The sequence below is a fragment of the Streptomyces sp. NPDC096013 genome (genome assembly GCF_044763565.1).
Lineage (GTDB): Bacteria > Actinomycetota > Actinomycetes > Streptomycetales > Streptomycetaceae > Streptomyces.
Window position 1 is genome coordinate 189,649 of record NZ_JBIWGK010000008.1, and the last position, 12,388, is coordinate 202,036.

Annotated in this window: 9 protein-coding genes; 5 read left to right on the plus strand and 4 right to left on the minus strand. The window is 70.4% G+C overall.

Features of this window, described 5'->3' with window-relative positions:
- Nucleotides 1–56 precede the first annotated feature (56 nt).
- The gene (locus tag ACIRB1_RS26600) at nucleotides 57–1,352 is read left to right on the plus strand and encodes an ABC transporter substrate-binding protein (RefSeq protein WP_403467233.1); all 1,296 of its coding nucleotides are present in this window, start codon (nucleotides 57–59) and stop codon (nucleotides 1,350–1,352) included.
- Between the two features lie 93 nt (nucleotides 1,353–1,445).
- Nucleotides 1,446–2,477 carry a LacI family DNA-binding transcriptional regulator gene (locus ACIRB1_RS26605; RefSeq protein WP_352179315.1) on the plus strand — a complete coding sequence of 344 codons (1,032 nt, stop codon included), beginning with the start codon at nucleotides 1,446–1,448 and terminating at the stop codon, nucleotides 2,475–2,477.
- A 2-nt stretch (nucleotides 2,478–2,479) separates the two neighbouring features.
- Here ACIRB1_RS26605 and ACIRB1_RS26610 read toward each other — a convergent pair whose 3' ends face one another.
- Complete coding sequence (locus ACIRB1_RS26610) at nucleotides 2,480–3,649, minus strand: glycoside hydrolase family 76 protein (protein ID WP_352179314.1); 1,170 nt, start codon at nucleotides 3,647–3,649, stop codon at nucleotides 2,480–2,482.
- Between the two features lie 203 nt (nucleotides 3,650–3,852).
- Between ACIRB1_RS26610 and ACIRB1_RS26615 the strand changes: the two genes are divergently transcribed.
- Both ACIRB1_RS26615 and ACIRB1_RS26620 read left to right on the plus strand, forming a co-directional pair.
- Nucleotides 3,853–5,466, plus strand: a complete 1,614-nt coding sequence (locus ACIRB1_RS26615) for a glycoside hydrolase family 27 protein (RefSeq protein WP_403467234.1) — start codon at nucleotides 3,853–3,855, stop codon at nucleotides 5,464–5,466.
- Between the two features lie 34 nt (nucleotides 5,467–5,500).
- Nucleotides 5,501–6,961, plus strand: coding sequence for a glycoside hydrolase family 76 protein (locus tag ACIRB1_RS26620; protein WP_403467235.1), 1,461 nt, complete (start codon nucleotides 5,501–5,503; stop codon nucleotides 6,959–6,961).
- A gap of 22 nt (nucleotides 6,962–6,983) precedes the next feature.
- On the opposite strand, the gene ACIRB1_RS26625 is transcribed toward ACIRB1_RS26620, so the two are convergent.
- Nucleotides 6,984–7,883 carry an amidohydrolase family protein gene (locus ACIRB1_RS26625; RefSeq protein WP_403467236.1) on the minus strand — a complete coding sequence of 300 codons (900 nt, stop codon included), beginning with the start codon at nucleotides 7,881–7,883 and terminating at the stop codon, nucleotides 6,984–6,986.
- Between the two features lie 294 nt (nucleotides 7,884–8,177).
- Here ACIRB1_RS26625 and ACIRB1_RS26630 point away from each other — a divergent pair, with 294 nt between their 5' ends.
- Entirely contained in the window at nucleotides 8,178–9,659 is a 1,482-nt protein-coding gene (locus ACIRB1_RS26630; RefSeq protein WP_352179624.1) for an MFS transporter, read from the plus strand.
- 21 nt (nucleotides 9,660–9,680) lie between these two features.
- Here ACIRB1_RS26630 and ACIRB1_RS26635 read toward each other — a convergent pair whose 3' ends face one another.
- Nucleotides 9,681–11,465, minus strand: coding sequence for a SpoIIE family protein phosphatase (locus ACIRB1_RS26635; protein WP_403467237.1), 1,785 nt, complete (start codon nucleotides 11,463–11,465; stop codon nucleotides 9,681–9,683).
- A gap of 52 nt (nucleotides 11,466–11,517) precedes the next feature.
- Entirely contained in the window at nucleotides 11,518–12,222 is a 705-nt protein-coding gene (locus ACIRB1_RS26640) for a class I SAM-dependent DNA methyltransferase (RefSeq protein ID WP_403467238.1), read from the minus strand.
- Nucleotides 12,223–12,388: the final 166 nt, after the last annotated feature.

Sequence of the window (12,388 nt, forward strand, 5' to 3'; positions counted from 1 at the left end):
GAATCGGACCCGTCCCACCCACGAGCCGTATGCCAGCCAGGTATCAGGAGGCCACGATGAAACGATGGATCCGCTGCGCCGGAGTGTTGCTGTCGGCGGGGGGACTGCTCGCGACGGCGGCCTGCGGCGGCTCGTCCGGGAAACAGTCGGACGGCAAGTCCACGGTCACCCTCATGACCTGGGAGTCCGCCGCCACCAACAAGGCGATCGACCAGGCCCTGACCGGCTTCCACGACCCGAACATCACGGTCAGGCGCGTCGACACCCCGAACGGCAACTACAGCGACAAGCTCGCGGCCCTGACCCAGGCCAAGAAGCTCCCCGACCTGTTCTGGTGCGGCAACGACACCGAGCAGCAGTACACCAGCCAGGGCCTCCTCACCGACTGGGCCTCCCGGCTCTCCGGCTCCGGCGACTTCGGCGCGAGCAGCTTCGTCTCGTCCACGATGAAGAACTGGAAGACCGCCGACGGCAAGATCGGCGGCGTCCCCTCCCTGCTGAACACCTACGGCATCTGGTACGACGCCGACGCCTTCAAGGCCGCCGGCCTCACCGTGCCCGCCGCGGGCTGGACCTGGGACCAGATGTTCGACGCGGCGGCCGAGCTGCACGCCAAGGGCGCCAAGTACGGCTTGGTCGCCGACGCGCTGACGTCCACGGACGGGCCGTTCTCGATGAGCACCTACGCCCTGTCCGCGGGCGGCAAGCCCTTCGCCGACAACGTGCACCAGCCCACCAGGGCGACCATCGACGCGACGTACACCGAGGGCGTCGGCAAGGTCGTCGCCGGTATCAAGAGCGGAGCGATCGCGCCGCCCGGCTACGACATCAGCAACCAGCAGGGTCTGTTCGCCGCCGGCCAGATCCCGATGCTGTGGAGCGGCCAGTGGCTGGCCGCCGGGTTCCTCACCGACAAGCCGAAGATCAAGTACGGCTTCGCGCCGCTGCCCCAGGTGACCAAGCCCGCCACCCTCTACGACGCCGTGGGCATCTGCACCCCGTCGTACACCCGGAACGCGGACGCCACCTTCAAGGTCCTCAAGTACCTCGACTCCACGGTGTGGAGCAAGGTGCTGCCGGACTCCCCGGTCGCGGCCCCGGCCTATCTCTCCGCCCAGAACGCCTACTTCGGGGCCCTCGACAAGGCAGGGCAGACGACCGTCGCGTCCACCGTCAAGACGGGGCTGAACACCCCGACCACCATCGGCGTGCGCTTCACCACCCAGTGGGCAAGTCAGTCCAACGACTTGATCACCGCGTACTGGCCGGACATCCTCAACGGGAAGAAACCGCTGTCCGACCTCCAGACCATGACCGGCAAGATCAACGATGTGATCAAGAACAACGGTTAGCGCCCCGGACCGAGCGGTGGGCCGGGACCCGATACGTATCCTGAGGTCGGTCCCGGCCCCCGGTACGCGATGGAAGGTTGGTCGTCACCTCACGTGAGAAGTCGCCCCCCGCACCGTCAGAACGCCAGGCCCACGATGCGCGACGTCGCGGAGCGGGCCGGTGTCGCCGTCGTCACCGTCTCCCGCGTCGTCAACGGCATCGGCACGGTCCGCGAGGAGACGGCCGAGCGCGTCAACGCGGCGATCACCGCGATCGGCTACCAGCGCAACGAGATCGCGCGCTCCCTGCGCCCCGGCCAGAACTCCATGACCATCGGCCTGCTCCTCGGCGACCTCACCAACCCGTTCTACGCCTCCCTCGCCAAGGCCGCCGTCGAGGTCGCCAACGAGGCCGGTTACGCCGTCCTGTTGAGCACCGCCGACGAGGACCCCGAGGTCGAGCGCAGGGCCGTGGGCGAGCTGATCGGCCGCCGGGTCGCCGGGCTCATCATCGTCCCCGACCAGGGCGACCACACCTTCCTGAACGAGATCAACGGCCACGACCACGTCCCCATCGTCTTCGTCGACCGGCCGGCCACCGGCGCCGAGGCCGATGTGGTGCTCGTCGACAACGAGGACGGCGGCCGCAAGGCCACCCAGCACCTCGTCGACCAGGGCCACAGCCGTATCGCGATCCTCGTCGCGCCCTCGTACTACAGCACCGGCCGACGGCTGCGCGGCTACCGCAAGGCCCTGCGCCGCAGCGGCATCGAGCCCGACAACGACCTCGTCGTCACCCTGCGCCGCGGCACCACCGAGGAGGCCGAGGGCGCCACCCGCGCCCTGCTCACCTCCGCGAACCCGCCCACCGCGGTCTTCTCCACCACGGGCTTCCTCACCGAGGGCGTCCTGCGCGCCTGCCGCGACCTCCACGTCTCCGTGGCCGTCGTCGGATTCGACGACTTCAAGCTCGCCGACATGCTCCCCACCCCGGTCACCGTCGTCACCTCCGACACCGAGGAACTCGGCCGCAGGGCCGCCCACATCCTGCTGGACCGCATAGACGGTGACGACAGCCCCTCCCACCGGACCGTCCTCCCGGTGCAGCTGATCGCACGCGGCACCGGGGAGATCGGACACCCGTAACGTCAGTACAGAATCCGCCACTTGGCGCGCGGCCAGGCGAGCACGGCGTAGAGCTGCACCAGGGCCGCCTGCTGGATCGCCTGGGTGCCGCCGGACGTGTCGAAGTGCACGAGACCGGTCGCGGGATCACGCATCGTGTCCCACACCTGGTCGGCGTAGGCGGCCATCGCCCGGTGGTAGGTGTCCTTCCCGGTCACCGACTCCAGCAGCAAGAGGTTCTTGAAGAAGATCGAGTTGAAGAACACCGGCTGCGTGAACAGCCGCCCCTGTGTGACGTAGTAGGCGTACGCGGCGTCGGCGATCTGCTCCGCCCGGCGCAAGTAGGCCCGGTCGTGGGTGACTTGGTGGAGCAGCACGGCGACGCCGACCGGGACGCCCTGGTTGTAGGACCAGACGGTCCTCTCGATCGTCCCCTGTAGGTCGAGGTGGTCCCAGTACAGGCCGCCGGGGCTCTGCAGATGGCTGTTCGTCCAGTCGTAGAAGCGCCTCGCCCAGTCCAGGTAGTCGGCCTCGCCGGTGATCTGGTGCAGGCGCAGGGCGAGTTGGGCGCCCGGCATGTTCGAGACGGTGTTGCGGTCGTGGCTCCAGTCGGCCTGCGTCCAGAAGACCCCGCCCGGCGCGGCATGCCCGCTGTCGGTGTCCCAGCCCGACCTGACCAGCGCGAAGATCTCCTTCGCACGGGCCAGCGCGGCGGCGTCCCCGGTCTGAAGGTACCGCTGGACCTTCGCCAGCCCGACCCACTCGTTGTCGTCGTAGAACATGTCACCGCCCGCCCCGTACGGCGCGACCGGGTAGGAGGCGTACCCGGGCAGCTTCGTCGTGCCGCCCGCGGCGTTCCAGTGGTGCTCCTGCGCCGCCGCGCGCCGCGCCAGCTCGGGCTCGAACCCGGCGTCCACGACGGTGAGATCGAGCGCGGCGATGTGCACCTGCGAGAAGGGCCATTCGTACGAGTACGCGTTGTCGCCGGCCGCCGCCGGGATCTGCTCGCGGACCAGGCCGGAGCCGTCGGTCGCGTCGAAGTGTCTTCTCAACGCCGCGTACAGGGCCCTGGCGCGCGACAACGCCCGTGCGGGGCTGGGCCGTTCGGCCGCGATCGCGGGCGTGGCGGCCGTCGCCGCCAGGGCGGCCAGGCCGGAGCCGATCATCACTCGCCGGGAGGGACGCGGGGACATGGGGCCTCCAAGGGTGCGGGTGATGGAAACGTTGTCATTGACTCAGGAGGTCGTCAACGCATCTGACAGCACGGGTAGTTCACTCCCGGAGGATTTAGGTCCGGTCCATTGACGGTGAAGCCGGGCTGATGGAACCTTCACGATGGTTACGTTTCCACAGGTGAGTTCGTCCGGCCCCACACGGCGAAACAGGAGACATCGAGATGACCGTCCCGTGCCTCGTCACCAGACGTCTGAGCGCCGCCCTCACGATGGCGCTGCTGCTCGCCCTCGTCCCGGCCCTGCTGGTGCTGCGCGCCGCGCCGCCCGCGCAGGCACTCGACAACGGCCTCGCCAGGACACCCCCGATGGGCTGGAACGACTGGAACTCCTTCGGCTGCAACGTGACCGAGCAACTCGTCGAGCAGACCGCCGACTACCTCGTCTCCTCCGGGCTGAAGGACGCCGGGTACCAGTACGTCAACATCGACGACTGCTGGATGACCTCGGCCCGCAACTCCGCCGGTCAACTCGTCCCGGATCCGGTGAAGTTCCCCGACGGCATCAGCGGCACCGCCGCCTACGTCCACGGCAAGGGCCTCAAACTCGGCATCTACGAGAGCGCCGGCACCGCCACCTGCGCGGGCTACCCGGGCAGCCTCGGCCATGAGCAGACGGACGCCAACAGCTTCGCCGCGTGGGGCGTGGACTACCTCAAGTACGACAACTGCAACCACCAGAACGTGCCCGACCAGCAGCGCTACACCGCGATGCGCGACGCCCTCGCCAACACCGGCCGCCCGATCGTCTACAGCCTCTGCAACTGGGGCCTCGCCGACGTGTGGACCTGGGGCGCGGGCGTCGGCAACAGCTGGCGCACCACCGACGACATCAACGTCAACTTCTCGACGGTGACCTCCATTTACAAGGCCAACGTGAAACTCGCCGCCTACGCCAAACCGGGCGCCTGGAACGACCCCGACATGCTGGAGGTCGGCAACGGCATGTCGTTCACCGAGGACCGCTCGCACTTCAGCCTCTGGTCGGAGGTGGCCGCCCCGCTGATCGCCGGCACCGACCTGCGCAAGGCCACCGCGGCGACCCTCTCGCTCTACGGCAACAAGGACGTCATCGCCGTCGACCAGGACTCGCTGGGCAAACAGGGCACCGAGATCTCCAACTCCGGTGGCCTGCACGTCCTCACCAAGCCCCTCGCCAACGGGGACGTCTCGGTGGTCCTCTTCAACGAGAACTCCGCCGCCGCCACCATCACCACCTCCGCGACGGCGGCCGGACTCCCCTCCGCCTCCTCGTACCAGCTCAACAACCTCTGGTCGCACATCGTCAGCAGCACCAGCGGCTCCATCTCGGCGAGCGTCCCCGGCCACGGCTCGGTCATGTACCGGGTCTCCGTCGGCAGCGGCACCAGCGTCGGCGGCACCCGCCCGCTGATCAGCGCCTCCTCCAACCGCTGCCTCGACGCCTACAACGGCGAGACCACCCCCGGCACCAAGATCGAGATCTGGGACTGCAACGGCGGCGCCAACCAGGCCGTGACCCTCACCGCCGCCGGTGAACTCCGGCTCTACGGCGGCACCCAGTGCCTGGACGCCTACGACAACCAGACCGGCAACGGCACGACGGTCCAGCTCTACGGCTGCAACGGCGGCGGCAACCAGAAATGGACCGTCAACCCCAACGGCACGATCACCGGCACCCAGTCCGGCCTCTGCCTCGACGTCACGGGCGGCGACCAGCCCGCGGGCAACGTCAACGGCACCCCGCTGGAACTCTGGTCCTGCAACGGCGGCGCCAACCAGCAGTGGCGCCTGGGCTGACCGCCCGCAATCCCCCCACCCCGATGGAGCCGGCATGACATCCACAGCAGTGCGCGTCCGCAGAACCGGAGCCGGCCTGACCGCCGCCCTCGCCCTTCTCGTCCCGGCCCTGGGCGGCACCGCGGTCGCGGACGCACAGGCGAGCGTGTGCAACAAGTACTGCGACGCCCGCGACCCGGCCCTCTCCCCGGGGGACCGGCAGCCGGTGACCGCCACGATCTACTCCCGCGCCATCGCCCTGCACTTCGACGACACCGACGCGATGGGCTGGGCCTCGATCACCAACGGCAGCCCCGGCGACGAGGTCTGGCTCGACCGCTCCTTCGACGGCGGCCGCACCTGGAGTTCGGGCAGCAAGCTCGGCGACACCACCGTCCCCGCGGGGCAGGGCGGTTGGCGCACCCTGATGTACAACGTCGACGACTGGAACGCCCGCGGCGTCGGCGCGCTGCGCGCCTGCGGCAAGGCGGGGGACCGCGCCGAGATCGCCTGTACGTCCTGGGCCCGTACGACGTGGAACGCGGGCAGCCGGGCAACGGCCGCCGCCACGGCGCTGATGCAGTCGTACAACCAGGGCACCGGCCTCTTCGACACCACCGGCTGGTGGAACTCGGCCAACGCCCTGACCGCCGTCATCGACAACGCCCGCGTCACCGGCATGGGCAGCTACACGTACGCGATCGCCACCACCTACGACCGCAACCTCTCCGCCCAGGGCGGCAACTTCACCAACGACTACATCGACGACACGGGCTGGTGGGGACTGGCCTGGGTCGACGCCTACGACCTCACCGGCGACTCCCGCTACCTCAACACCGCCCGCGCGGACGCCGATTACATGGCCCGCTACTGGGACACCACCTGCGGCGGCGGGGTGTGGTGGAGCACCGCGAAGACCTACAAGAACGCCATCGCCAACTCCCTCTACCTGGAGCTGAACGCCGCCCTGCACAACCGCATCGCGGGCGACTCGGCGTATTTGGGCCGGGCCAACGCCGAGTGGTCGTGGTTCAAGGGCACCGGCATGATCAACGGCTCCCATCTGGTCAACGACGGCATCAACCTGTCGACCTGCGGCAACAACGGCGACACGACGTGGTCGTACAACCAGGGCGTGCTGCTCGGCGGTCTGTCGGAGCTGTACCGGGCGACGGGGGATTCGTCTCTCCTCACCACCGGCCGCCAGATCGGGGACGCCTCGACCACCGCCGCGGCCCTCAACTCCGGTGGCATCCTCCGGGAACCGTGCGAGGCCAGCGGCTGCGGTGGTGACGGGCCGTCCTTCAAAGGGGCGTACGTCCGAGGTCTGAGCGCCTTCAACTCCCGCCTGTCCGACCGCCCTTATACCGCCTACCTCAAGCGTCAGGCAGACAGCGCGTACGCGAAGGACCGCAACTCCCTGGACGCGTACGGGTTGCACTGGGCCGGACCGCTGGACTCGACCGACGCGGCCCGGCAGCAGAGCGCGCTCGACCTCATGAACGCGGCGAACTGACACACCGTCACATCGGAGCGGGTCACCCCTCCCCGGTGAGGAGCCGTCGCGGATTGGCGATGCGGAAGGCGTACGCCGCGGCTCCGCCCAGGCCGTACCCGGGGTGCCGGGGCGGCTCCGCGTAAGGGCGGTCCGAGCCCTGGACCACGGCGTCGACGCCGAGGGCGCGCACGATCGCGTCCACGGCGGTCGGGCCGTAGGACGAGGTCTCGACGAACATGCCGGGGTCGGTCGGCTGCTGGTGGCCGGACCGGGCGGTGAAGCGTTCGCCGTGGAGCGGGGCGAGGCCGGCCAGCAGGGCGAAGCAGACGCGCACGCGCGGATGGCGGGGGCGGCCGAAGGCGCGGAAGGCGTGCCAAGCGGCGTGCATCTGCTGGACGTAGGGGACCATCGCGGGCCACCAGGCGGGGTCCGTCGAGGAGCCCGGTGCGGGGCCGGGGTGGACGAAGAGCGGGAGGCCGCGTTCTTCGAGGAGGTCCAGGAGCGGGGCGCAGCGGGCGTAACCGGCCGCGTCGGCAAGGGCGTTGGCGGGCAGTTGCAGACCGGCGAAGCCCCGGTCGAGGTCCTTGGCGGTCGCCGCCGCGTCGATGTCCCGTACGCAGGCCGCGGCCCAGGCGCCGAACGGCTCGGGGAGGGAGGCCGCGCCGTCGTGGTACGCGTCGAGCAGGGGCCGCGCCTCGGCGGCGGGCAGCCACTCCACGCCGATCGGGGCGGACAGCGAGACGAGGACCCGGCCGAGACCGTCGGCGGCGGCGAGGTCCGCGCGCCGGGCGATGTCGTGGTCGGCGGGCGCTACCTCGAACGGCGGCTCACCGTCCAGGAACAGCGTCCAGCCGTCGAGGAACGGCGGTTCGCGGCGGGCGCGCAGAGCCGTCACCAGCGAGGGGGTCCACAGATGCTGGTGTACGTCCACGTTGGTCATGTCGCTTCTCCCGCCAAGGCGTTCAGTGTGCTCGGACAGCGTCCGTGTCCGTCCGCGACGACCCAGGCGACCCAGAGCGTCTCCCCACGTCCCGTCACGTGTGAACCTAGCGCCTGCGCCCCCGATGATCGAGTGGTGCGGAGCAGGGGCCGGGCGTACGGTCGAACGGTGGACACGCGGCGGACGGAGCCGTCCGCCGGACTCCCGTGAGTGCGGTTCCCCATGAGCAGCAGCCCTCAGCACGCCTCCCCAGCGCAGACCACCACCCCGGACACCGGCGGTGGCGGCAGCACGATGGCGCTGCTGGTGATCGCGTCCTGTCAGCTGATGGTGGTCCTCGACATCACCATCGTGAACATCGCCCTGCCGCACATCCAGAGCGCCCTGGGCTTCTCCACGACCAGCCTCGCCTGGGTCGTCAACGCGTACACCCTCACCTTCGGCGGTCTGCTGCTCCTCGGCGGCCGGGCCGGTGACATCCTCGGCCGGCGGCGGGTGTTCGTGTTCGGGGTGCTGCTCTTCGTACTCGCCTCGCTGCTCGGCGGGTTGTCCCAGAACTCCGGTCAACTCCTCGCCGCACGCGCCCTCCAGGGCGTCGGCGGTGCCATCGCCTCGCCGACCTCCCTCGCCCTGATCAGCACCACGTTCCGCGAAGGGCCCGAACGCAACCGGGCGTTCGGGGTGTTCGCCGGTGTCTCGGCCGGCGGCGGTGCGATCGGACTGCTGATGGGCGGCATCCTCGTCGAGTGGCTGAACTGGCGCTGGGTCCTCTTCGTCAACGTCCCGATCGGACTGCTGATCGTCCTCGCCACCCCGCGCTGGATCAAGGAGTCCGCACGCCACCCCGGCCACTTCGACATCACCGGCGCACTGACCTCCACCGTGGGCGTGGTGTTCCTGGTCTACGGCTTCATCCGGGCCGCGCAGGAGGGCTGGCGGGACTGGCTCACCCTGGCCTCGTTCGGCGCGGCCGTGGTCGTCCTCGCCCTGTTCGTGCTGGTCGAGCGGCGCTCCCGGCAGCCGATCACCCCGCTGCACATGTTCCGCGACCGCAACCGGGCCGGGACGTACGGCATCATGCTCTGCCTCGCCGCCGCGATCTTCGGCATGTTCTTCTTCCTCACGCTCTTCGTGCAGGACGTGCTGGGCTTCAGCCCGCTCATGGCCGGTTTCGCCTTCCTGCCGGTCAGCGCGGTGATCGCGGTGGGCGCGGGCCTGGCCTCGCGGTTCCTGCCGAAGTACGGACCCAAGCCGTTCATGGTGGTCGGCGCGGTCCTCGCGGCGGCGGGCCTGTCCTGGCTGACGCTGACGGACGTGCACTCCACGTACCTGGGCAGCGTCCTCGGCCCGATGCTGGTGTTCAGCCTGGGCATGGGCATGGAGTTCGTGTCGCTGACCCTGATGGCCCTGTCCGACGTGCCCGTCCAGGAGACCGGCGCGGCCTCCGGACTCCTCAACGTCACACAGCAGGTGGGTGGTTCGCTCGGGCTGTCCATCCTGGTCACGATGTTCGGCACGGCCAGCCGCAACGAGGCGAAGGACCGCATCCCCGCGTTCCTGTCCCAGGCGACCCCGGCCGAACGCCTCCAGTTCCGGCGCACCGGCCAACTCCCGGGCGTCTGGGGCGATCACGTCCTCACCGCCGGGGTCTCGGCCGCGTTCGTCACGGCGGCGATCTTCACCGTCGTCGCCGCGCTCATCGCGGTCCTCGTCATCCAGGTCCGCCCCTCCGACCTCGAACGCCTCAAGGGCGGCACAGGCGTCGGCCCGCTCTGACCGTCAACTCCCCTGAGCGGACTAGAACTTCGGGATCTGCTGCTCGAACCACACGACCTTGCCGGTGCTCAGCCGTGTCGCCCCCCAGCGCTCGGCGAGCCGGTCGACCAGGAACAGGCCCCGGCCGCCCTCGTCGCCGGGCGCGGCCTGCCGCATGCGGGGCACCTGGGGCGAGTCGTCGGTGACCTCGCAGCGCAGCACGTCGGTGCGCAGCAGCCGTAGCGAGATGGGGCGCGAGGCGTACCGTACGGCGTTCGTGACGACCTCGCTGACCATGAGTTCCGTGGTGTCGAGGAGGGCGTCCAGGCCCCAGCGGTGCAGCACCCTGCGGGTCAGCCGGCGGGCCTGGCCCGCGGTGAGGGGGTGGGGGTCGAGGTGCCAGTAGCCGACGCTGTCCGGGGGGAAGCCCTCGAAGCGGGCGGTGAGCAGGGCGATGTCGTCGTCGCGGGGGCCCGGCGCCAGGGCGGTGAGGATGCGGTCGCAGAGCCGCTCCAGCGAGGCGTGGCGGTGCCGGTGCGGGGTGGAGCGGAGGTGGGTGCGCAGGGCCTCCACGCCCGTGCCCACGTCCGTGTCGCGGGACTCCACCAGGCCGTCGGTGTACAGGACCAGCGTCGTGCCGGTGGGCGCGGGCATCTCGACGGACTCGAAGACGACACCGCCGACGCCGATCGGGGCCCCCGGCGGGACGTGCAGGACCTCAGCGTGGCCGTTCGGGCGCAGCAGGACGGCGGGCGGGTGGCCCGCGTTGGCCATGAGCAGGCGGTGCGAGATCGGGTCGTAGATCGCGTACAGGCAGGTCGCGATGTGGTCGCTGCCCAGGCGCTGGGCCTGTTCGTCGAGGTGGTGCAGGACCTCGTGCGGGGGCAGGTCGAGGCCGGCGAGGGTCTGCACGATGGTGCGCAGCTGGCCCATGATCGCGGCGGAGGTCATGGAGTGGCCCATGACGTCACCGACGATCAGCGCGACCCGGCTGCCGGGCAGCGGTATCGCGTCGTACCAGTCGCCGCCGACCTGCGCGGTCTTCGAGGCGGGCAGATAGCGGCTGGCCAGCCGGATGCCGGTGGACTCGGGCAGTGAGGACGGCAGCATCGTGTGCTGGAGCGTGTCCGCGACGGAGGCCTCGTGGCCGTACATCACGGCCTTCTGGACGCCGATCGCGGTGTGGGTGGCCAGCTGGGAGGCGACGAGCAGGTCGTCGGCGGTGAACGCGGCGCGGTCGGGGCGGCGCAGCAGGACGACGGTGCCCATGACGTGGTGGCGGCCGTGCAGCGGGGCGATGATCAGGCGCCGGCCCGGCGGCAGCGTGCCCCGCGCGCTCGCGGCGGGGCCGAGCAGTTCGGCCACGGCGGGGTGGATGTCCGGGGTGTCGCCGAACGCCGGCCGACCGGCCAGCAGGAGCTTCGCGAGCCGTCCGGTGAGGGCCGGCTGCACGCGCTCGGCCACGTTCTCGTACACGGCGTGCGGCATCAGCAGGGCATTCCTGGCCTCCGGCGCCCGGTCGATGCTGTGCAGCCGCAGGACGACGGGCGCGGCCGACTTCTCGTCCCCCACGGGCAGCGGATCGTGCAGGTGGATCACGATCGCGTCGGCGAAGGCGGGCACCGCCGCCCACCGCAGCTCCCGCAGCGTCTCGTCCAGGTCCATCCCGCGGGCGATCCGCCGGGTGGCCACGTCCAGGTACTGGAGCCGCTCCAGCTGCCGTACGGGCGTCCGGCCGAGCGGTACGACGGGTGCGGGGCCGCTCGCCGAGGGGCCTCGCCGGGCGGTTCCGGCGGGGCCTTCGCGAGGGCTGGGATGCTCCGTCACACGTTCGTCCCGTCCACTGGTGCGGCATGGCCGCCGGGTCGGTGCCAGGGCCTCAGTCGCGCCGTCGGCAGCAGAGGAAGACCTGTTCCTCCGGCGGGACGTCGGCGACCGCCGGGGCGTAGGTGTAGGAGGTCTCCTTCACGATCTCGAAGCCCGCGGTGTTGAGGATCTTGTGCAGGTCGTCGAGGAGATAGCCGGAGACCCGGATCGTGTGGCCGAGGAAGGGGATCTCGAAGTCGTCCACATGGGCCTCCACCATCGACAGGGCGAAGAGTCCGCCCGGATTCAGCAGGTGGTGGATCGTGCGCAGGGCGAGCGGGATCTCCGCGCGTGGCAGCATCAGCAGGGAGAAGAAGGCGGTGACACCGTCGAAACGGCCCAGGTCGGTGGGGCCGCCGGGGCGCAGGTCGGCGAGGTCGAGCTGATGGAACGTGGCGGCGGGGACGTACTCCCGGGCCAGCTCCACCATCCGGGCCGACAGGTCCACGCCGACGACCTCGAAGCCCGCGTCCGCGAGCTGCCTGGCGGTCGGCACGCCGGTGCCGGAGCCGAGGTCCAGCACGCGGGCGCCCGGACCGAGCGACTCGATGAGCCAGTCACCGGCGCCGACCTGGCCCTCCTTGTGCGGGAAGGCCTCGTCGTACCGGTCCCCGATGGCATCGAAGGCCTCGGCCTGACCTGATCGGTCGGGCCGCAGACTGTCGTAGTCGGACCCGTCGTGCGTTCCGCTCACTGAACCGGCCTTTCGTCCGCGCATGAGGATTGTCCCACAAGTCCGTGAAGTGAGGTTTCGGCGGAAAAAGAACGTGAGGGGCGCCCTGGGGCACCCCTCACGGAACGTCGAGGGCGAGGAAAGCGGACGCACTGGTTTCAAAGGAGTTGAGAAGGAAGTCCGTCCATGGCCTCGCCGGGGACGACGTTAG

Excerpts from the sequence above, each read along its gene's own strand:
- ACIRB1_RS26600 (WP_403467233.1), top strand. The coding sequence starts at position 57 with ATGAAACGATGGATCCGCTGCGCCGGAGTGTTGCTGTCGGCGGGGGGA.
- ACIRB1_RS26610 (WP_352179314.1), bottom strand. The coding sequence starts at position 3,649 with ATGTCCCCGCGTCCCTCCCGGCGAGTGATGATCGGCTCCGGCCTGGCC.
- ACIRB1_RS26615 (WP_403467234.1), top strand. The coding sequence starts at position 3,853 with ATGACCGTCCCGTGCCTCGTCACCAGACGTCTGAGCGCCGCCCTCACG.
- ACIRB1_RS26620 (WP_403467235.1), top strand. The coding sequence starts at position 5,501 with ATGACATCCACAGCAGTGCGCGTCCGCAGAACCGGAGCCGGCCTGACC.
- ACIRB1_RS26625 (WP_403467236.1), bottom strand. The coding sequence starts at position 7,883 with ATGACCAACGTGGACGTACACCAGCATCTGTGGACCCCCTCGCTGGTG.
- ACIRB1_RS26630 (WP_352179624.1), top strand. The coding sequence starts at position 8,178 with ATGGCGCTGCTGGTGATCGCGTCCTGTCAGCTGATGGTGGTCCTCGAC.
- ACIRB1_RS26640 (WP_403467238.1), bottom strand. The coding sequence starts at position 12,222 with ATGCGCGGACGAAAGGCCGGTTCAGTGAGCGGAACGCACGACGGGTCC.